General features: G+C 72.7%; 22 protein-coding genes and 1 pseudogene. 10 read left to right on the top strand and 13 right to left on the bottom strand.

Translation table 11 applies throughout. From position 1 onward, the window contains the following. Nucleotides 1–12 precede the first annotated feature (12 nt). The 3 genes from JOF54_RS09005 to JOF54_RS08995 all read left to right on the top strand — a co-directional run bounded on the left by JOF54_RS09005 (nt 13) and on the right by JOF54_RS08995 (nt 2,235). Nucleotides 13–453, top strand: a complete 441-nt coding sequence (locus JOF54_RS09005; protein ID WP_210054896.1) for a protein-tyrosine phosphatase family protein — start codon at nt 13–15, stop codon at nt 451–453. Nucleotides 454–519: 66 nt separating this feature from the next. Beyond that, a complete protein-coding gene (locus tag JOF54_RS09000) occupies nt 520–879 on the top strand; it encodes a hypothetical protein (RefSeq protein ID WP_210054894.1) in 360 nt (119 codons plus the stop codon). Between the two features lie 180 nt (nt 880–1,059). Further along, a complete protein-coding gene (locus JOF54_RS08995) occupies nt 1,060–2,235 on the top strand; it encodes a hypothetical protein (protein ID WP_210054893.1) in 1,176 nt (391 codons plus the stop codon). 281 nt (nt 2,236–2,516) lie between these two features. Here JOF54_RS08995 and JOF54_RS08990 read toward each other — a convergent pair whose 3' ends face one another. The 4 genes and pseudogenes from JOF54_RS08990 to JOF54_RS08975 all read right to left on the bottom strand — a co-directional run bounded on the left by JOF54_RS08990 (nt 2,517) and on the right by JOF54_RS08975 (nt 5,468). Next, a complete protein-coding gene (locus JOF54_RS08990) occupies nt 2,517–2,948 on the bottom strand; it encodes a tyrosine-type recombinase/integrase (RefSeq protein ID WP_210054891.1) in 432 nt (143 codons plus the stop codon). A gap of 51 nt (nt 2,949–2,999) precedes the next feature. Continuing rightward, the gene (locus JOF54_RS22135) at nt 3,000–3,119 is read right to left on the bottom strand and encodes a tyrosine-type recombinase/integrase (RefSeq protein ID WP_210054889.1); all 120 of its coding nucleotides are present in this window, start codon (nt 3,117–3,119) and stop codon (nt 3,000–3,002) included. 181 nt (nt 3,120–3,300) lie between these two features. Beyond that, nucleotides 3,301–3,462 (bottom strand): annotated as a pseudogene (locus JOF54_RS22130) (hypothetical protein); the annotation flags it as partial. Nucleotides 3,463–3,965: 503 nt separating this feature from the next. After that, nucleotides 3,966–5,468, bottom strand: a complete 1,503-nt coding sequence (locus tag JOF54_RS08975) for an MFS transporter (RefSeq protein WP_210054884.1) — start codon at nt 5,466–5,468, stop codon at nt 3,966–3,968. A gap of 83 nt (nt 5,469–5,551) precedes the next feature. On the opposite strand from JOF54_RS08975, the gene JOF54_RS08970 reads away from it, so the two are divergent. After that, nucleotides 5,552–6,292: a TetR/AcrR family transcriptional regulator gene (locus tag JOF54_RS08970; protein ID WP_245358028.1), complete on the top strand. Its 741-nt coding sequence runs from the start codon at nt 5,552–5,554 to the stop codon at nt 6,290–6,292. A gap of 6 nt (nt 6,293–6,298) precedes the next feature. Here JOF54_RS08970 and JOF54_RS08965 read toward each other — a convergent pair whose 3' ends face one another. After that, on the bottom strand, nt 6,299–6,994 hold the full coding sequence (locus tag JOF54_RS08965) for a TetR/AcrR family transcriptional regulator (RefSeq protein WP_210054880.1): 696 nt from the start codon (nt 6,992–6,994) through the stop codon (nt 6,299–6,301). Between the two features lie 133 nt (nt 6,995–7,127). On the opposite strand from JOF54_RS08965, the gene JOF54_RS08960 reads away from it, so the two are divergent. Both JOF54_RS08960 and JOF54_RS08955 read left to right on the top strand, forming a co-directional pair. Next, nucleotides 7,128–8,501 (top strand): MFS transporter, encoded by a 1,374-nt coding sequence (locus JOF54_RS08960; protein ID WP_307803990.1) that lies wholly within the window; start codon nt 7,128–7,130, stop codon nt 8,499–8,501. 94 nt (nt 8,502–8,595) lie between these two features. Continuing rightward, a complete protein-coding gene (locus tag JOF54_RS08955; protein WP_210054877.1) occupies nt 8,596–9,621 on the top strand; it encodes an aldo/keto reductase in 1,026 nt (341 codons plus the stop codon). Nucleotides 9,622–9,655: 34 nt separating this feature from the next. On the opposite strand, the gene JOF54_RS08950 is transcribed toward JOF54_RS08955, so the two are convergent. Together JOF54_RS08950 and JOF54_RS08945 are read right to left on the bottom strand one after the other, a co-directional pair. Continuing rightward, the gene (locus JOF54_RS08950; RefSeq protein ID WP_210054875.1) at nt 9,656–10,294 is read right to left on the bottom strand and encodes a Pr6Pr family membrane protein; all 639 of its coding nucleotides are present in this window, start codon (nt 10,292–10,294) and stop codon (nt 9,656–9,658) included. Nucleotides 10,295–10,392: 98 nt separating this feature from the next. Beyond that, nucleotides 10,393–11,499, bottom strand: a complete 1,107-nt coding sequence (locus JOF54_RS08945) for a YeiH family protein (protein WP_210054872.1) — start codon at nt 11,497–11,499, stop codon at nt 10,393–10,395. Nucleotides 11,500–11,592: 93 nt separating this feature from the next. Between JOF54_RS08945 and JOF54_RS08940 the strand changes: the two genes are divergently transcribed. The 3 genes from JOF54_RS08940 (at nt 11,593) to JOF54_RS08930 (ending at nt 13,856) form a co-directional block, all read left to right on the top strand. Next, nucleotides 11,593–12,504: a LysR family transcriptional regulator gene (locus tag JOF54_RS08940; protein WP_245358026.1), complete on the top strand. Its 912-nt coding sequence runs from the start codon at nt 11,593–11,595 to the stop codon at nt 12,502–12,504. Nucleotides 12,505–12,701: 197 nt separating this feature from the next. Further along, nucleotides 12,702–13,514, top strand: a complete 813-nt coding sequence (locus JOF54_RS08935; protein WP_210054870.1) for a putative ABC transporter permease — start codon at nt 12,702–12,704, stop codon at nt 13,512–13,514. A gap of 138 nt (nt 13,515–13,652) precedes the next feature. Next, nucleotides 13,653–13,856, top strand: coding sequence for a cold-shock protein (locus JOF54_RS08930; RefSeq protein WP_091414909.1), 204 nt, complete (start codon nt 13,653–13,655; stop codon nt 13,854–13,856). Between the two features lie 428 nt (nt 13,857–14,284). On the opposite strand, the gene JOF54_RS08925 is transcribed toward JOF54_RS08930, so the two are convergent. Both JOF54_RS08925 and JOF54_RS21455 read right to left on the bottom strand, forming a co-directional pair. Further along, nucleotides 14,285–14,563: a hypothetical protein gene (locus JOF54_RS08925; RefSeq protein WP_210054868.1), complete on the bottom strand. Its 279-nt coding sequence runs from the start codon at nt 14,561–14,563 to the stop codon at nt 14,285–14,287. 54 nt (nt 14,564–14,617) lie between these two features. Then, nucleotides 14,618–15,343: a TetR/AcrR family transcriptional regulator gene (locus JOF54_RS21455; protein WP_210054867.1), complete on the bottom strand. Its 726-nt coding sequence runs from the start codon at nt 15,341–15,343 to the stop codon at nt 14,618–14,620. Between the two features lie 85 nt (nt 15,344–15,428). On the opposite strand from JOF54_RS21455, the gene JOF54_RS08915 reads away from it, so the two are divergent. Further along, nucleotides 15,429–16,289 (top strand): NmrA family NAD(P)-binding protein, encoded by an 861-nt coding sequence (locus JOF54_RS08915; RefSeq protein WP_210054865.1) that lies wholly within the window; start codon nt 15,429–15,431, stop codon nt 16,287–16,289. A gap of 22 nt (nt 16,290–16,311) precedes the next feature. Here the strand turns inward: JOF54_RS08915 and JOF54_RS08910 are convergent, their stop codons facing one another. Genes JOF54_RS08910 through JOF54_RS08895 form a run of 4 tightly spaced genes read right to left on the bottom strand, consistent with a single transcriptional unit; the run spans nt 16,312 to nt 18,301 of the window. Then, nucleotides 16,312–16,518, bottom strand: a complete 207-nt coding sequence (locus JOF54_RS08910; RefSeq protein WP_210059762.1) for a hypothetical protein — start codon at nt 16,516–16,518, stop codon at nt 16,312–16,314. After that, nucleotides 16,515–16,718, bottom strand: coding sequence for a helix-turn-helix domain-containing protein (locus JOF54_RS08905; protein WP_210054863.1), 204 nt, complete (start codon nt 16,716–16,718; stop codon nt 16,515–16,517). Before JOF54_RS08905 ends, JOF54_RS08910 begins: the two co-directional genes overlap by 4 nt. Then, nucleotides 16,718–17,197 (bottom strand): DUF2975 domain-containing protein, encoded by a 480-nt coding sequence (locus JOF54_RS08900; RefSeq protein ID WP_210054861.1) that lies wholly within the window; start codon nt 17,195–17,197, stop codon nt 16,718–16,720. The genes JOF54_RS08905 and JOF54_RS08900 overlap by 1 nt, the downstream gene beginning before the upstream one ends. A gap of 54 nt (nt 17,198–17,251) precedes the next feature. Then, nucleotides 17,252–18,301 (bottom strand): LacI family DNA-binding transcriptional regulator, encoded by a 1,050-nt coding sequence (locus JOF54_RS08895; RefSeq protein ID WP_210054859.1) that lies wholly within the window; start codon nt 18,299–18,301, stop codon nt 17,252–17,254. Nucleotides 18,302–18,363 lie beyond the last annotated feature (62 nt).

Raw genomic sequence — 18,363 nt, 5'->3', positions numbered from 1 at the left:
CCGCGGCTGTTCATGGGCGACACCGCCGACGACGCCGTCATCTCCGTTCCCGCGCTGCGGCGGTACCGGCCCGGCGAGCCGAGACCGTACGACGCGGTGGTCACCCTCTACGCCTGGGCGCAGCCGGTGGACTGGGAGGTGGAGGAGCTGCGCTACGGCTTCGGCGACGGCAACCTCACCCGCGTCGACCTGGATCGGGTCGTCCGTGCCGCGGAGTGGGCCTGGCAACGCTGGTACACCGGCGACCGGGTCCTGATCCGCTGCCAAGCCAGGCTCAATCGCTGCGGCGTGGTGACCGCCCTGGTCCTCATGCTCGACGGCCACGACCCGCAGGACGCGGTTCGGTTGATCCGCCTGCGCCGGTCGCCCTGGGCGTTGTGCAACGACGACTTCCTCGACTGGCTCCTGCACGGAGCAGGCGTACTGCTGAAGCACCGTCTTCTTGCGTCCTGAGCGTGCCGCTCCCTAGCCTGCGACCACAGCCGCACCCGATTCCCCCCTACTCCGTGGGAGGCACCCATGACTGACCTGACTGACCGTCCAGCCGTCGTTCTGCGGATCGGCAAGAAGTGGCGCCCCGGCATGGACGCGGACGAGGTTTACGACACCGTCCGCGGATGGTGGGTGATCGGGCCGAAACGGGAGCAGTGCGAGTACGCCATCGCCGTCGCCCGCGGCACCGTCCGAGGCGTCTACCAGATCCACAGTTGGGGGCCACGACAAGAAGGCGACCGTGACTGGCAGGACGACCTTCCGGGCAAGCCCAAGTGGGGATTCGATGGCGCACCCGCCCCCGAGCTCCAGCACCTCATCGGCCGCGACGTCTCCCACCTGTTCACCAGAGGCGCCGCCAACCCCGTCACCTACCTCAACTGCTGAGGGACGCGGAGCCCTGACGGGGGCGGCCACGGCCGCCCGGCTGGGCGAACGCCACACCAGCTGGCGGGTGTTCTTCTGGAATCAGGCCTTTGTGCCGCCACACACTTAGAACGAGGTAGAGATGCTTCACATGATGGGGAATGAACCGTGGGTCGGGCGACGCTCCGGCACAAGCATCAGGTGGACCGCCTGATGCGCATCGAGCAGTGGCAGGTCGACATGGCCAAGCGAACGCCGCCGTCCGTCGACACGTTCGTGCAGGGCTCCACGCCCGTGATCTCGTTCGGTGACCCGCTGACCGCGGAGGTAGCGACCATCGGGATCAACCCGAGTCGACGCGAGTTCGACGACGGCGGTTGGCTCCGAGGGTCGAAGCGGCGGCTCGCCACGCTCGACTCTCTTGGAGCGGCTCCCGGGCAGGAGCTGACCCAGGAACAGGCACGCCAGGCCGTCGAGGACTGCAACCGCTACTTTGACCACGACCGAAATCACTACCACAAGTGGTTCGGTCCGCTCGACAAGCTTCTGGCTGCTGCGATCGGTGGTGGCTACGGGGACGGGACCGCATGCCATCTGGACCTGGTGCAGTGGGCGACCGATCCCGTCTGGGGCAAGTTGGCGAACAGGGCAGACAAGGAAGCTCTGCTCCGGGAGGGCCGCCCCCACCTCGAACTGCTGCTTGCCAGGTCGAACGTCCGCCTGATCCTCGCTAACGGCAGGGCCGTAGTCGACCAGTTGCAGCGGATAGGAATCGTGCGCTGGCAAGAGATCGGCAGGCTCCCGCTCGGCCTCGGCACCTGCACCCTCCTGCAGAGTCAAGGTGATGACAGCCTCAGATATGTTGGCTGGTCGACCAACCTCCAGGCGGGGCGGGGGGTGTCGAACGAGTTCAAGGAGCGTTTGGCCGCAGCCATCGCGCCCCTCGCCGCGCCCGTCGTGGTGCGCGACCTTGAGCCGGGAACGAGCGACGGCCGACTTGAAGTCGATGCTTCAGGCCACCTGCCGCGCGTCCTTAGAGTAGTGGGCAAAGAGCAGCTCACAGAAGCACTGCGCCGCTGGTACGACGAGAGTGACGCTGCAACCGTCGGAGACGTCGGCCTCTTCGGTGGCCGCCCAGCCATCGCCATCGCCATCGACCTCGGCGACAAAACGGCTGTCCTCAACGTGGACACCAAGCGCAGCGCTGTAGCCGCCTACCTCGAGCACGCGAGAACCAACGGCGTCGACGCGCCCTGGCGGGTAGTGGCCAACACACGCGGCAACGTCAACAAGGTGATCTTTAGCGACGAACCCGCCGCAGCCGCCGGCTGGTATGTCTACCTACGGAAGCCTCTGGTGGAACCCGCGACGCTGTGAGTGGCCAACTAACTAACCCTCCCGCGGAGAACTCGAGTCGTTCGACCCCGCAATTGCTCCTCAGGGTCATGCTCGGCCACGCCGCTACCTCGCGCGCGGTTCCCGTAACGCGCCATTCCTGTCGATGTGGCGACGTCCGGCTCTGGAGATCGGTGCAATGAGAAGCCGTAGCGGGGGAGCTCGAAGGAATCGGGCGTGCGCCAAGGGGTGGCGGAGCTGACCGAGTCATCAAAGGGCCACTGAGGACTCCGCGGCATGATCACGCCGTGGGCGTCCTGGCGTCAAGACTGCCCGTGTGCCGCAGGTCTCGTGCCGACCCTTCTACTACTGGGAAGTTTCGCTAACTCGGCGCGTGGGCCCTCTAAGAGCTTCTCCAGGACTGCAGCCGCCCCGGTGGCCCGCTTCTTGCGCCCCATGTAGACGTCGGCCGTCAGTGACGTCTTCGAGTGCCCGAGCTGGTCGGCGGCGGCTCGAGCCGACAGTCCGGCACCATCCATCAGGGTGCCAACAGTCTTGCGGAACTGGTGGCTGGTGAGACCGTCGAACCCGGCGGCCCTGAAGGATTCCCGCATCATCTGTAGCGTGTTGTCCGGATCCCGGAGCCCGCCGGCGACGGGTGCTGGGAACGCGACGAAGGTTTCGGCGTCGGTCGACGGCTTTGCTGCCTGATGCCGTCGGCGGAACATCGCGATCGCCCACGAGGTCAGCTCCACGATCCGCTGGCCGGCCGCGGACTTCGTTGATGGCTTGATGATGAGCCCGCCCTACCGGAGCCGAAGGACGGTTCCGTGTATGTCGACTGTGCCGGCCTCGAGATCGATGTCGGACCAGCGCACGGCCAGGGCCTCGCCGATCCGCAGTCCGGTCGCGAGAAGGAAGGACACCAGGTCGGGGGAGGTCCCGGGTCACCGAGCGTGGGTCCTGTGACAACCAGAGGGCCAGCCGTCTGACCTCCTCGACGGTGAGGGCGGTGGGCCGCTTGCGGGGCTTGGCGGAGATGCGGGCGACGTCGCGGCAAGGGTTGTGGGCCAGGGCGTCGTGTCGGCACGCGAGGCGGCACATGTTGGACAGCACGGTCTTCGTGGTCTTGGCCAGGGCCGGTCCGTGCTTTCGCCGGACGGCGGCGAGGTGGCGGTCGACAAGACCGGTGGTGAGCTCGCGTACGCGGAGGTCGGCCATCGCGGGCAGGATCTGCCGGTCGAGGCGGTCACGGTAGAGGTGGTGCATGCCCGGACTGAAGTCGCTCTCGCGAGCCTGGTCGAACCAGATCTGGGCGAGCTTGGAGACCTTGGTCTCCGCAGTGAGGCCGGGCCCCCTCGATGCGGTGGCGCGGTCGCGGATCGCGGGCGCGAGGGTCCGGGTGGCTGCGCCCTTGGTGGCTGCGTGGCGCTCGATCTGTCGGGCCTTGCCGTCCCAGTCGCGGTACTGCGGTAATTGCCCGGTAGCCCTGCGGGGTCTTGTAGACCCGGACAGCACCCGCTGTGCCAAGGTCCAAACTCGGTCGTCCCATTCCCCTAGAATAACCCCAAGAACCACAGATTACTCACAAGGAAAAGTCCATAATTTTAGTTGTAGTTCACAGGTCTGGAGGCGAGTCGAGCGCGATTTACGGCTCCCGCTAGGGGTTATGCAACTCATTGGGAGCTATCGACAGGTAGTATCAAATGGCCCTGACCAATTCCGCGGGTTGTGGGTTCGAGTCCCACGGGGCCTACAAGAAGAGGGCCTGGTCAGCGCTGAGGCTGCGCGCCGATGGCGACCTGCTCCTCGTTGGTCGTCCGAACCTCCTCCGCCGTGCGGGAGTCGGTCAGTGAGAGCGAGCCGACGGTCGCGATCACGGCGACCAGGACGGCGACGGCGAGGTAGGTGACCCGTTCACCGGCGAAGTAGGCCTGGACGAGGTCGGGGCTCCACGCGCCGTCCGGCAGCGTGGTGGTGACCAGGGCGGCGATCAGGGTGCCGACGACGGCGGTGCCGAGGCTGGTGCCGACCTCCTGCGAGGTGTCGTTGAGGGCGGCGCCGATCGAGGTGCGGTTCCTCGGCATCGCCTCGACGAGGGCGACGGCGCAGATGGTCATGATCGTCCGCAGCCCGGTCGTCAGCACGACCATCATGGCGGCGATCGCGAGATAGCCGTGCTCGACCGCCCACGCCATCCCGACCAGCGAGCCCACCAGGAGCCCGGTCCCGACGAGGCAGGCCCGGCGGTGACCGAGACGGGTCGCCAGCTGCTCGGCGACCGGCGTCGCCAGGAGCATCGTGAGGATCAGAGGCAGGTTCGCGAGGCCGGCGCGGACGGGGCTCCACCCGTAGGCGTACTGGAAGTGCAGGATCAGGCCGAACATGACGCTGGCCATCGTCACGGAGGCGCCGAGCTGGGTGATCGCCGCGCCCCGGGCGGGTCCGGTGCGGAAGATCGCGAGGTCGATCATCGGGGAGGCGGCCTGCCGCTCGCGGAGGACGAAGCCCCCGACGGCGGCCACGGCACCGACGGCGCAGGCCAGCGTGACCGGTGCGAGCCAGCCGTGCTGCACCCCGCTGGTCAGGGTGTAGCAGCCGAGCCCGATCGCGGCGACGGTCAGAGCGGTGCCGGGTAGGTCGAGGCGCTCGCTGGTCAGGTCCTCGCGGCGGTCGGCCGGCACGCCGGCGCGCACGCCGATCCAGGCGATCAGCGCGATCGGTGCGTTGACGACGAGCAGCCACTGCCAGCTGGCGTGCGCCAGGACCGTCCCGCCCAGCAGGGGGCCGAGGACGAAGCCGGACATGCCGACGACCATCACCACGCTGATCGAGCGCATGCGGAGCTTCTCGTCGTCGAAGAGCCGGAAGATGAGCGACATCGTGACGGGCGCCATCGCGGCCGCGGCGCACCCGAGGGCCGCGCGCAGGACGATGAGCTGGCCGATCCCGGTCACCAGGACGACGGCCCCGCTGACCAGGCCGAAGACCGCGAGGCCGGTGAGCAGCACGCGCCGCCGCCCGAACCGATCGGCCGCCGAGCCGGCGGTCAGCAGCAGCCCGCCGAAGGTGAGGGAGTACGCACCCGTCACCCACTGCAGCCCCGTGGTGCCGCTGCCGAGCGCTCGGGCGATCGTGGGCAGGGCGACCGAGAGCAGGGTGTTGTCGACCATCTCGACGAAGAAGGCCAGGCAGAGCGCGGCCAGCGGGACGGCCGCGGCGCGCAACGAGGTGTAGGTGGGGGCTGGACGGAGCAGGACGGTGGCGGTGCTCATCGGCGACCTCTCGAAGATCGAACGTCGTTCGACTATCGAACGGCGTTCCAGACGATAGAACGCTGTTCGGTAACATGCAACCCATGACGGCAGACCGATCTCCGCAGACCGAGCGCCCCGGTCGCGCCCCTGCTCGCCCGAGCGGTCGGCGGCGGGCGTCGCACTCGCTGGAGGCGGTGCTCGGCGAGGCCATCGCGATCCTCGACGAGTCGGGGGAGCCGGCGCTGACCTTCCGCGCGCTCGCCGCCCGCCTGGGCGGCGGCGTGGCGAGCATCTACTGGTACGTCGGGAGCCGCGACGAGCTGCTCGAGCGGGTGACCGAAGAGGTGATGGGGCGGGTGCTGGCCGACACCGAGCCGCTCGCGCACGGACCCGACCCGGTCGCCAACGTGCGCGCCCTCGCCCTGGCCCTGTTCGACGAGTTCGTCCGCCGGCCGTGGTTCGGCCAGTTCATGCTTCGCAACAACGGGCTGCAGCCGAACTCGATGGCGATGTTCGACCGGGTCGGCCAGCAGGTCATGCAGTTGGACCTGACGCCCAAGCAGCGCTTCCACGCGGTCTCGTCGATCATCAGCTACGTCGTCGGGGTCGCGGTCGACCTCGCGCAGCCGCCGCCGCCGGAGTTCCTGGAGAGCGGGCTGGCGCCGTCGGAGTTCCTCGCGATGTACGCCGACCGCTGGCGCGCCCTCGACCCGGAGGTCTACCCGTTCGCCCACCAGATCGCCGACGAGTTCGCCGTCCACGACGACCTCGAGGTGTTCCGCTCCGGGCTCGACCTGCTGCTGGCGGGACTGCGTCTGCAGGCCGGCGTCGACACGTCGTAGCCGCCCTCACCGTCCGGCGTCGTCACCCCGCGCCGGCTTGCGAGTAGTGGTGGGGGCCATGACGGCGTGCGTCTGGTCGCTGGTCAGGGCGGCGACCGGCAGTGGCGTCGGGCGCCCGGGCTGCGCGCGCAGGCCGTCGAGCACCAGGTGGAGGTAGCGGCGGTACAGGTCGGGGTGCGCGTCGCGTGACCGCGTCATGACGGCGTTGAGGCCGACCTGCAGGAACGTGAGGTCGGTGCCGGTGACGTCGTCGCGCAGCACCCCCGCCTCGCGGCCGCGGGCGACGAGGGCCCGGTTCTTGGGCGCCATCACCTCGCGGTTCCAGTCGTGCTGCTCGGCGCTGATCCGGTCGCCGCTGACGATCTGGGCGAGACCCTTGTCGCGCAGCTGCAGGGCCAGCGACTGCTCGAGGTAGCCCACCAGCCCCTGCCAGGGATCCGGGTCGGCGAGGGCGGCGTCGGCGGCGGCGGCCAGCTCGACGGTCTGCTCGACGAACAGCGCGTCCAGCAGGGCGGCCTTGTTCGCGAACCGGCGGTAGGCGGTGCCGACGCCCACGCCGGCGTGGTGGGCGATGTCGTCGAGGGTGACGTCGAAGCCCCGGTCGGCGAAGAGCTCGCGGGCGGCGGCCAGCAACCGGTCGCGGTTCTGCGCGGCGTCGCGTCGCAGGGCCCGCGGGGGGCCGGCTGCTGCCGTCTCGGTCATCAGGTCACCCTACCCGATGCGGAGAGAAAACCTCCGGATCGCGTGCTAGAGTCGCCGCATCCGGAGATACCCGCTCCGGTTAGCGTCCACGGCAGGGAGAGAGACGTCGATGCCCGTCAGCACAGGGAGCCGGGTGGCCCCTCCGGTCGTCGGCCGGCCGGCCGCCCGGCACGCGCAGGTCGTGATCGCCGTCGCCTCGATGGGGTTCTTCCTCATCACGCTGGACATCTCCATCGTCAACGTGGCGCTGGTCCAGATCCGGGCCGAGCTGGGGGGCGGCACCGTCGGCCAGCAGTGGGTCATCGACGGCTACACCCTGCTGTTCGCCGCGCTGCTGCTCTTCGCCGGCAACCTGTCCGACCGGATCGGGGCGAAGAAGGCGATGGCGCTGGGCATCGCGCTGTTCGGCCTGACGTCGGCGGCCTGCGCCTTCGCGCCGAGCGCGGCGCTGCTCATCGCCGCCCGGTGCGCCCAGGGCGCGGCCGCGGCGGTCATGCTGCCCGCCTCGATGGCCCTGGTCCGCGAGGCGTTCCCCGACCCGGCCCGGCGCGCACGCGCCCTCGGGGTCTGGGCGGTCGGCGGCGCCGTCGCCGCCCTGGTCGGCCAGCCGCTGGGTGGGCTGCTGACCACCGTCGACTGGCGGTGGGTCTTCACCATCAACCTGCCCGTCTGCGCCGCCATGCTCGTCCTCCTCCGCGCGGTCGCCCCCTCGCCCACCCGGCCCGCCCCGTTCGACTGGGCCGGCCAGGTCCTCGCCGTCGTCGGTCTGTCCACGCTGGTCTACGGGCTGATCGACGGCGGGCACGCCGGTTTCGGCTCGCCGCCGGTCGTCGCGGCGCTCACGGTCGCGGTCCTCGCCCTGGCCGGCTTCGTGCTCGTGCAGGCCCGGGTCCGGCACCCGATGGTGCCGCTGGACCTGTTCCGGGCCCGCGGGGTCCGGCTCGCCCTGCCGGTCGGGTTCGCGTTCATGGTCGGCAACTACGGCCACGTCTTCGTCGTCAGCCTCTTCCTTCAGCAGGAGCTCGGGCTGTCGCCGCTGCGCGCCGGCCTGGTCTTCCTGCCGGCGGCCGTCTTCGCGATCGTCGCCAACCTGGCCTCCGGTCCGGTCACCAACCGCCTCGGGGCCCGCCTCCCCGTCGTCGCCGGCCTGACGTCGATGGCGGTCGGCCTCACGGCCATGCTGCTCGTCGCCCCGCTGGGCCACCCCCTCCTGATCGCCGCGTGCGTCATCCCGGTCGGCGCCGGGGGGGCGCTGGCCATGCCCTCGGTCACGGGCGTCGTCCTCGAGGGGGTGCCCGCCCAGCAGGCCGGGACGGCCTCCGCGGTGTTCAACACCTTCCGCCAGGTCGGCGGAGCCGTGGCGATCGCCGTCTTCGGCGCGCTCATCGCCGACCCGGACCAGGTCGTCCCGGGGCTGCGCCTCAGCCTCGGCATCGCGGCCGGGCTCCTCGTCCTCGCCGCCGTCAGCAGCCTCCGCATCCCACCCCGCCGCGACCCCTCGACCTGACCCGCACCCCGCTCACCGGGCGGGTCGCGCACGCGCACCCACCGACCACCGGACCGCCGCCCCGGCGTGACCGGACGACCACCAGGAGCACCCCGTGAACCACCACCTGCTCGGACGCACCGGCGTCTCCGTCAGCCGGCTCTGCCTCGGCGCCATGATGTTCGGCGCCTGGGGCAACCCCGACCACGACGAGTCCGTCCGGATCATCCACACCGCCCTCGACGCGGGGATCAACGTCATCGACACCGCCGACGTCTACGCGCAGGGCGAATCGGAGGAGATCGTCGGCAAGGCGATCAAAGGGCGGCGCGACGACATCGTCCTGGCCACGAAGTTCCACGGGGCGATGGGGGACGACCCCAACCGTCAGGGGAGCTCGCGGCGGTGGATCATCCGCGCCGTCGAGGACTCCCTGCGCCGCCTCGGCACCGACTGGATCGACCTCTACCAGGTGCACCGGCCCCGGACCGACACCGACGTCGAGGAGACCCTCGGCGCCCTCACCGACCTCGTCCACCAGGGCAAGGTCCGCTACGTCGGTGCCTCGACCTTCCCCGCCAGCCAGATCGTCGAGGCGCAGTGGCTGGCCCGGGAGCGCGGCCTGCAGCGCTTCGTCACCGAGCAGCCGGCCTACTCGATGCTCGTGCGGCGGGTCGAGGACGACATCCTGCCCACCTGCCAGCGGCACGGGATGGGCGTGCTGTCCTACAGCCCCCTGACGGGCGGCTGGCTGTCCGGTCGCTGGCGCAAGGACAGCGGCCAGCAGGCCTCCTCGCGCGCCGGGCGGCTGCCCGAGCGGTTCGACCTCTCCCAGCCGGCGAACCAGCGCAAGCTCGACGCCGTCGAGGACCTCGCCCAGCTGGCCGACGACGCCGGCCTCACCCTCATCCAGATGGCCATCGCCTTCGTGCTCACCCACCCCGCGATCACGTCGGCCATCATCGGCCCGCGGACCCTGGACCAGCTCACGGGCCAGCTCGCGGCCGCCGACGTCGTGCTGGAGGCCGACGTGCTGGACCGGATCGACCAGATCGTCGCCCCCGGCACCACGGTCAACCCGGTCGACAACTCCTTCGACAACCCGGCGCTCACCCCTGGAGCGCGGCGTCGGACCTCCTAGCGCAGGAGGCCTCGCGCACCCGGCCGCGCTGCCCTCAGGCGGTGCGGCCGGTGCTCCCCGTCTGCCGGGGCGAGCGGTTGCCGGCCCAGCGCACCAGGAGGGCGAGCGCGGCGAAGGCCATCAGCAGGACGAGGCAGGAGACGACGACACCTCCGTAGCCGCCGTTCGCCCCCGGGTTGAAGAACGGGTAGGGGTAGAAGCCGGTGGCCGAGCCGCGCACCAGGGAGTAGGCGACGTAGACCGCCGGGAACACCGCCCACAGCAGGGCGGTGCGCAGCGAGATCCGCACCCGGGACGGTTGCAGGACCCAGTCGACGACCACCACGAGCGGCATCACCACGTGGTGGACGAGGTTGACCCACGGGCGGAGGTCGCCCAGGTCCTCACCGCGCAGCAGGGTGTTGAACACCAGCCCCACGAACGCCAGGTAGACGACCGACGCGCCGCGGACGGCGACCGCCGGCGGCGAGGGTGCCCGGCCGGCGACCAGGCGGAGCGCGGAGCCGATGAGGACGACGCTGCCCAGCACGTTGGACAGCGTCGTGAAGTAGCTGAAGAAGCTGACCGCCCCCAGCCCGGTCTCGAGGGCCACCAACAACTGGACCACGACGCCGGCCAGCGACAGGGCGGCCGCCACGAGCCGGACGAGGACGACAGCGCGGAGCCGGGTCACGAGGGCACCCTAGGCCGTCAGCAGCCGGTCCACCCCGTCCACCACGCCGGGTCCGGCCAGCGCCGGTCGCGCGTCCCGCTGCCTCGCGCTCACCTCGGTCACAGGTCGAGCAGCCGGACGCCGAGGTAGGCCGTCCCGGCCACCAGCACCCAGGAGCCGAGGCCGAGGACCAGTGCGCGCCCGCCGGTTCGGCGGAGGGTGGCGAGCTGGATGCCGGTACCGAGCCCGACGAGGGCGGCGACCAGCAGCACCTCCTGCAGCTGCTGGGCGACGGCGAGGACTGCCGGCGGCAGCAGGTGGGTGCTGGTGAGGACGATGGCGGCGAGGAAGCCGACGACGAACAGCGGGACGACGGGCGGCCGCCGGGTCGCGAGGCCCGGGTCGGCGACAGCCGTCCGCCGCGCGCGACGGCGTGCGGCGAGACCCACCCCGGCGACCAGGGGGGCCAGCAGCACGACGCGGCTGAGCTTGACCACCACGGCCGTGGTCAGGGCGCCGGGGACCTGGTTCGCGGTGGCGACGGTCTGGCCGACGTCGTGGACGCTGGCGCCGACCCAGCGGCCGAAGTCGGCCGGGTCCAGACCCAGCGGGCCGCGCAGCAGCGGCAGCAGGACGATGGCGAGGCTGCCGCAGAGGGTGACGAGGGCGATCGCGACGGCGGTGTCGTCCTCGTCGCCGTCGGCGACGTCGGACATCGCGGCGACGGCGGAGGCGCCGCAGATCGAGAACCCGGTCGCGACCAGCAGGGCGCGGGCGCGCGGCACGCGGAGGGCGCGGCCGAGCAGCCGGGTGCCGGTGAAGGTGACGGCGACGGTGGCGACGACCACGGCCAGCCCGCCGGGGCCGAGCGCGACCAGCTGGGGCAGCCCGAGCTGCAGGCCGAGGAGGACGACGGCGATCCGCAGCAGCCGGTGCGAGGCCACGTGCGTGCCGGCGTGCAGGACGGGCCGGTGCAGCCGGAGGTTCGCCGCGAGGGCGCCCAGCACGACCGCGACCGTCGCCGGGTGGACCGCCGGCACCAGGTCCGCGACCCCGAACGCGAGCGCGGTGGCCAGGGCCACGGCGACCAGGCCGGGGAGCGCCGCCGACGTCGGGTCGCCGTCCGGCCGGTGGTGGCCGAGCAGGTGCCGCGGGCTCATCGGGGCCAGGTCGCAGCCGGGCCGGCACCGGCTCCGGGCCGGCGGTCGGAGGGTGGAGGTGGTCACGCCTCGAGCCTCGTCCGCTCCGGCCGACCGCGGTAGAGGTCGCGACCGGATCAACCCATCAGCGCTGCTGATGAGCGGCGATAGGGTGACCTGATGGTCTCGCCCCGGGTTCCTGACCTCGACAGCCTGGCGCTGCTGCTGGAGATCGCCGTCTCCGGCTCCCTCGGCCGGGCGGCGGCGCGGCACGGGCTGAGCCAGCCGGCGGTCTCGGCCCGGCTCCGGACGATGGAGGCGCTGGTCGGGGTGCCGCTGGTCGAGCGCAGCCCGCGGGGCTCCTCGCTCACGGCGGCGGGGGTGCTGGTCGCCGGCTGGGCGCGCGAGGTGCTGAGCGCCGCCGAGGTCCTCGACGCCGGCATCACGTCCCTACGCGCGGACCAGGACCAGCACCTGCGGGTCGCCGCCAGCATGACCGTCGCCGAGCACCTCCTGCCCCGCTGGCTGGTCCGGCTGGCCGCCGACCGCCCCCAGACCGCGGTGAGCCTGCAGGCGATGAACTCGACGCGGGTCGAGCAGGCGGTGCTCGGCGACGAGGCTGACCTCGGCTTCGTCGAGGGCCCCGACGTCGGGGGAGGGCTGGACAGCCGGGTGGTGGCGCGCGACCGGCTGGTCGTCGTCGTCGCGCCCGGCCACCCGTGGACGCGCCGGCGCGGGGTCGACGCGGCCGAGCTCGCCGCCACCCGGCTGGTGCACCGGGAGCCGACCTCCGGCACCCGCACCGCCCTGGAGGCCGCGCTCGCCGCGCACGGCCCGCTGGCGGCCCCGCTGCTCGAGCTCTCGACGTCGACCGCCGTCCGGTCGGCGACCGCGGCGGGTGCCGGCCCCGCCGTCCTCAGCCGGCTGGCCGTGCAGGATGACCTCGACCACGGACGCCTGCTGCCGGTGCCGGTCCGCGGCGCGGACCTGACCCGGCTCCTCCGCGCCGTCTGGCCCGCCGCGCGCCGCCTCAGCCCGCCGGCCGAGGCCCTGCTCGCCATCGCGACCGCCGCCGCCCGGGCCGACCGCTAGGTCGGCGCGCCTCGGGGCGTCCCCGGCCGCGTTTGCCCCGCACCGCCCCCGGGTAGGTCCTCGACCAGATTCGAGCCGTGGGTCTGCCGTCACCTGAGGGGCGCCATGACCACGCGCACGTCCACCCGCCCGCCCGCCCACCGGCGAGCACCCGCCGCCGCGCCGCGCCGCGCGGCCGCCGGGGTCGAGGGGGACCGGTGACCGTGCTCGGCTTCCCGCTCGACGTCGTCGGCTGGGTCTTCCTGATCTGCTCGTGCGCCGGCGTCGTGGTCGAGGGCGTGTTCTTCCTGGCCACCACCCGGCGGCTGGAGCTGCGGCTGGGCCTGCTCTACCTGCCGCTGCGGCCGCTCTACGGCGTCGGCGGCACGGCCTGCGCGGTGCTGCTCACCCCGCTGCTGGACCACCCCGTCGTCGTCTTCGTGCTCAGCGCCGTCGTCTGCAGCGTCGTCGAGTTCGTCTCCGGCTGGGTCGTCGACCGGGCGTTCGGCACGGTCTCGTGGGACTACAGCGACAAGTGGTGCCACCTGCGCGGCCGGATCTGCCTGCAGTACTCGCTGTGCTGGGGGTTGCTGGCGACGGCGGCGCTGTACGCCACCCGGCCGGTGCTGGCCGAGGCGGTCGCCCGGCCGGCGCCCCGACCGGGCGCGCGCCTGCTGGCGGTCCTCCTGGTGCTCACGCTGCTCTCGGCGGTCCTCACCGTGGCCGCGCTCGCCCGGGCGCGGCGCCGCGTGGACGCGTCCCGGCTCCCGACGGGCGAGGGCCCCGTCACGGCGACGCGCTGGGAGGGGCTGGTCGACCGTCTCGTGCCCGACGCGGTGCTGGTCCACAGCCTGCCCCGGATGGTGCTGAGCGCGGAGCTGCGGGCGCTGACCCCTCCCGGGGGGCGGGTCGGGGGAGGCGTCGCCGGGTCCCGGGGTCCGCGTGCGGGGGCTGCCGGGGGGGCCTCGCGACCCGTGCCGGACGGGCCCGGGACCCGCCGGGGAGGGCGCCGCTTCGGCGTCAGGGCCTAGGCGTGCAAGACTTGCCTTGCTGACGTAGGTCTCGCCTCCTGGCGTGTGCTTCGCGGAGAGGATCTGCCGAGCCCCGATTCGGGTGCCTCGCAGCATTCGAGGGCCGTGAGGTGCGGCCTCGAGATCTAGGAGATTGTCATGGCACAAGGCACCGTGAAGTGGTTCAACGCTGAGAAGGGCTTCGGCTTCATCGAGGTCGACGGTGGCGGCGCGGACGTGTTCGTGCACTACAGCGCGATCGCTTCCTCCGGCTTCCGCTCCCTCGACGAGGGCCAGAAGGTCGAGTTCGACACCACGCAGGGCCCGAAGGGCCCGCAGGCGGACAACGTCCGTCCCCTCTGAGCTCCTGCTGACGGCCGCCGGCCGTCGGTGACCGCACCTCCCGCGACCCTGTCGCCCGAGGAGCGCTCACCGGCGGTCGGCGGTTCGTCGTTTCCGGGCCGGTCAGCCACGCGTGCTGCACGCTCTGGTGGGTCCTGAGTGCGGGTACCGCCCGGGACGGCGGCGGTCGGGGTGCCCAGCCCGGAGCGACCCGCAGGTCCGCTCGACGGTGGCCGGAGAAACAGAGAAGTCCGTGACCACCTGCTCGGGGGTTCAGGTGGTCACGGACTTCAGCTGTGAGGTGTCGGGGACCAAGCTCGGGGGTTCATGGCCCCCGACACATCCCTTACCTTAGGGCAGCCCGAACGCCGGGTGTGACACTTCGGGCGTCCACTTCCGGACATGTCCGCAAGTGGACACGCTGGACCGGAACTCGGCCCGCGACGGGCTCAGGCCGGCGTGCTCGCACCGGGACCGGCCTCACGCCGGAACCGGAGCACCGCCTCCTGGGCGGTCGTGTCGGCGTAGGCGCCGGGGTCGGAGCCGGTGAGCGGTGACGTCGTCCCGGTCCGGGTCCGCGCCCGCGCCAGCGCGCCGAGCAGGCTGCTGAACAGGGCCCGGCGCTGCGCGGCCGAGAGGTCGCGGCGGGCGGCCCAGCGCGCCGTCACCCGCCCGACCCACTGGGCCAGCTGGCTCTCGTCGTCCTCAGCCCGGAACGGTCGCTGCACGCTGTCCTCCTCCGCCGTGGTCCCGCTGAGGCCACCGTAGCGACCTGGCCCCCCTCACGACGAGGGGCGCAGGGCGGCCAGGGACCGGTCCAGCCACTCGCCCAGCACCGACCGCTCGGCGTCGCTGAGCCCCGGCAGGTCCGGGACGGCCGCGGCGAAGGTGACGGCCACCGCCCGCGTCGTCGTGTCCGGCACCGCGGGCGCCTGGGCCAGCACGCGCCCCAGCACGGCGTCGAGCATGGCGTCGGCCAGGGCGGGGTCCCGCTCGGGCTCCGGGGTGCCGAGCAGGGCGAGCACCGTGCCCGTGCCGGCGGCGTGCACCATCGTCAGGGCGAGCGGCTCCTCGACCCGCAGCAGGCCGGCGGCGGCCAGCCGCCCGATCCGCCCGCGGAGGACGGCGATGCCGGCCAGCGTCGCGGGCGAGCGCGCGCTCCGCCCAGGTGCCCCCATCAGCGCGAACAGCTCCGGGTTGGCGAGCCCAAACTCGACGTGCCGGGCCCACGCCGCGCGCAGGTCGGCGACCGGATCGGTCGTACTCGCCCCCGGGTCCTCGGCCTTGCTCGCCACGTAGCTGGCCATCACGTGCTCGGCCACGGCGTCGACCAGCCCGTCCTTGTCGCCGAAGAGCCGGTAGATCGTCGGGGCCTGCACCCCCGCGGCCTGGGCGACGGCCCGCGTGGTCACCCCGTCCGCCCCCTTCTCGCGCAGCAGCCGGGCGGCCTCGGCCACGATCTCGGACCGGAGGTCCTCCCGCGAGCCCGTCTCCTGCGCCTTCGTCACCGGTCGATCGTAACGGCGGTCCACTCCAGGTGCTACCAGTGATAACGTACTCTCAGTATCAGCGGAAACACACAGAGGAGATCGCATGCACGTCGTCACCGGGGCCACGGGTCAGCTGGGCTCGCAGATCGTGGACCAGCTGCTGGAGCGGGTGCCGGCCACGGAGGTCGGGGTCAGCGTCCGCGACGTCGGGGCCGCCGCGGGGCTGGCCGCGCGGGGGGTGCGCGTGCGGCGTGGCGACTTCACCGAGCCGGCCACGCTGGCGGACGCCTTCGCGGGGGCGACGAGGGTCCTGGTGGTGTCGGCCGCCATCCGGGGTCCGGGAGCGGTGGCCGCCAACCTGGCCGCCCTGGACGCGGCGCGCGCCTCCGGCGCGGGGCGCATCCTCTACACCAGCCACCAGGCGGCGTCGCCGGACTCGCTGTTCGCCCCGCAGGCCACGCACGCCGTCACCGAGGACCACCTGGCCGGGCTCGGCGTGCCCTTCACCGCGCTGCGCAACGGCTTCTACGCCAGCACGCTGGGCTTCCTGACGGCCGGCGCGCGGGAGTCGGGCCGGATCGTGGCCCCGGCCGACGGGCCCGTCTCGTGGACCGCCCACGCCGACCTGGCCGAGGCGGCCGCCGTCGCGCTCGTCGACGACGCGGTCCTGGACGGCGTGACCCCGCCGCTGACGGCGTCGGAGACCCTCGACCTCGAGGCGGTCGCCGCCGTCCTGTCCGAGCTCACCGGCCGGACGGTCACCCGGGTGGTGGTCGACGACGAGGAGTGGAAGGCCGGCGCGGTCGCGTCGGGGATGCCGCCGGCGGCCGCGGACTTCACGCTCGGGATGTACCGGGCGGCCCGTCGGGGCGAGTTCGCCGTCACCCACCCCGCGCTCGCCGACCTCCTCGGCCGGGAGCCCCGCTCGGCGCGCGCGGTGCTGGCCGACCTCGTCGCCGGCTGAGGCTGGGGCCGCCGCCCGCCCGTCACGCCCGCGGCGGGGTCGGCCGGCGGTGGCGCCGGGCCCGGACGTGCAGCACCACCGCGGCGAGGACGAGCAGGGCGCCGAGGGCCTGCAGGCCGGGGGAGTCGTCCCGCTCCCCGGCCACGACGCCCGCGACGCCCGCCGCCACCACGAGCAGGGTCGCCACGGTGGCCGCGACCCGTCCGGCCGTGCTCCGAGCCCTGCTCACTCCACCCACTCGAGCAGGTCGCCCGGCTGGCAGCCCAGCACCCGGCACATCGCCTCGAGGGTCTGGAAGCGGACGGCCTTGGCGCGGCCGTTCTTGAGCACCGCGACGTTGGCCGGGCTGATCCCGACCTTCTCGGCGAACTCCCCGACGCTCATCTTGCGCCTGGCCAGCTCGACGTCGATCCGCACGACGATCGGCATCAGATCACCCCCTCCAGATCGGTCCGCAGGGTGGTGGCGCGGCGCAGCAGCGCCCGCATCACCACCATCAGCAGGCCCAGCACGGTGACCCCGACCGTCAGCAGGAACAGCAGCAGCGGCAGCCCCGGGTCGGTGGCGTTGAACCCGACGAACAGCAGCACGGCCACCAGCACGACCCAGGCGGCGCCGACGGCCCAGACGATCCCGTCCACCCAGCGCAGGGCGCCGTCGGTGAAGATCTCGTCGGCCAGCACCAGGGTGAGCAGCTTCCAGGTGCAGACCACGACCACCTGCACGCAGAGCACCCAGAACACCGTCACCGCCGTCGCCGGCCACCGGAGGTAGGCCATCTCGGGGTCCTGCTCGGCCAGGTGCCGGAACTGCCCCGGGAGCGACATCACCTGGAACAGCACGAGCACCGCGAAGAGCACGACGAGGAAGAACCGCAGGGCGGCCACCGCACGAGATTCCGTCACCATGCATCGATGGTCGACCATGATCTATCGAATGTCAATCGGTACGAGAGCTGCGCGTCAGCCCGAGCGGCGGCTCGGCGGGGCGGTCGACGCCCGCTCGACCAGCTGCGTGGCGAGCTCGACGTGGTGGCTCTCCAGCGTCTCGCCGTCCGCCAGCCGCAGCAGCGTCCGCAGCGCCACCCGGCCCATCTCCTCCAGCGGCTGGGCGATCGTCGTCAGCTTCGGGAAGCAGTGCTCGGCCAGGTAGGTGTTGTCGAAGCCGACGACGCTGAGGTCCTCCGGCACCCGCAGGCCCAGCGTCCGCGCCGCCTCGACGACGCCGACGGCGGTCGCGTCGCAGCCGGCGAAGACCGCGGTCGGCGGGTCGGGCAGCGCCGCCAGCGCGAGGGTGGCCGCGTAGCCGGTCGGGGTGTCGAAGCCCCCGCCGTGCACCAGCGCCGGGTCCTGCGCGATGCCCGCCTGGGCGAGCGCGGCGTGGTAGCCGTAGAGCCGGGCCTGGCTGCAGGTCGCGCCAGGCTCGCCGCCCACGTAGGCGATCCGCCGGTGGCCGAGCGCGGTCAGGTGGGCGGTCGCCGCCATCCCGCCCGCCCAGTTCGTGGCCCCGACGCTGACGGTGTCGCGGCGCGGCGGCGGGTTGATCGGGTCGATGAGGACCAGCGGCAGCCGTTCGCGCTCGAAGGCGCTGAGGTGGTCCGCCGTCATCTCCGTCGTCACCGAGATGATCCCCGAGCGGCCCGCCAGCCGGGAGCGCCGGGCCCAGTGGTCCGCGTCGGGCCGGCGGTCGCCGAAGCGGCCGAACTTGGCGATGACGACGTCGACGTCGTGGCTGCTGGCGGCGTCGGTCACCCCGCGCAGGATCTCGATCGAGTAGGCGCTGACCACGTCGTCGAAGACCAGCTCGACGACGGGGGTGGTGGGCTTGCCCGCGCGCCGGGTCACCCGGAGGTAGCCGCTGTCGCGGATCGCCTGCTGGACCCGCTGACGGGTCTCCTCGGCGACGTCGTGGTGGCCGTTGAGCACCTTGGAGACGGTGGGCAGGGACACCCCGGCCTCCCTGGCCACGCTGGCCAGCGTGACCCGCGTGCTCGGCTGCGTGTCGGACGTCATGGCGGCCCCCTCCGGTGCTCCGGCGATCATCTCACCGCGCGGAGGTGTTCTCGTCAGCGTCC

The organism is Microlunatus capsulatus (assembly GCF_017876495.1).
Classification (GTDB): domain Bacteria; phylum Actinomycetota; class Actinomycetes; order Propionibacteriales; family Propionibacteriaceae; genus Microlunatus; species Microlunatus capsulatus.
The sequence above is the reverse complement of the archived record's forward strand: the minus strand, read 5'-3'. Positions and strand labels throughout refer to the sequence as shown.

Bases quoted from the DNA above. Each gene is read 5' to 3' on its own strand.
- JOF54_RS08895 (WP_210054859.1), bottom strand. From the start codon at position 18,301: ATGACGTCCGACACGCAGCCGAGCACGCGGGTCACGCTGGCCAGCGTG.
- JOF54_RS08905 (WP_210054863.1), bottom strand. From the start codon at position 16,718: ATGCCGATCGTCGTGCGGATCGACGTCGAGCTGGCCAGGCGCAAGATG.
- JOF54_RS08900 (WP_210054861.1), bottom strand. From the start codon at position 17,197: ATGGTGACGGAATCTCGTGCGGTGGCCGCCCTGCGGTTCTTCCTCGTC.
- JOF54_RS08940 (WP_245358026.1), top strand. From the start codon at position 11,593: ATGGTCTCGCCCCGGGTTCCTGACCTCGACAGCCTGGCGCTGCTGCTG.
- JOF54_RS08965 (WP_210054880.1), bottom strand. From the start codon at position 6,994: ATGACCGAGACGGCAGCAGCCGGCCCCCCGCGGGCCCTGCGACGCGAC.
- JOF54_RS09005 (WP_210054896.1), top strand. From the start codon at position 13: ATGGGCGACACCGCCGACGACGCCGTCATCTCCGTTCCCGCGCTGCGG.
- JOF54_RS09000 (WP_210054894.1), top strand. From the start codon at position 520: ATGACTGACCTGACTGACCGTCCAGCCGTCGTTCTGCGGATCGGCAAG.
- JOF54_RS08975 (WP_210054884.1), bottom strand. From the start codon at position 5,468: ATGAGCACCGCCACCGTCCTGCTCCGTCCAGCCCCCACCTACACCTCG.
- JOF54_RS08930 (WP_091414909.1), top strand. From the start codon at position 13,653: ATGGCACAAGGCACCGTGAAGTGGTTCAACGCTGAGAAGGGCTTCGGC.
- JOF54_RS08915 (WP_210054865.1), top strand. From the start codon at position 15,429: ATGCACGTCGTCACCGGGGCCACGGGTCAGCTGGGCTCGCAGATCGTG.
- JOF54_RS08970 (WP_245358028.1), top strand. From the start codon at position 5,552: ATGACGGCAGACCGATCTCCGCAGACCGAGCGCCCCGGTCGCGCCCCT.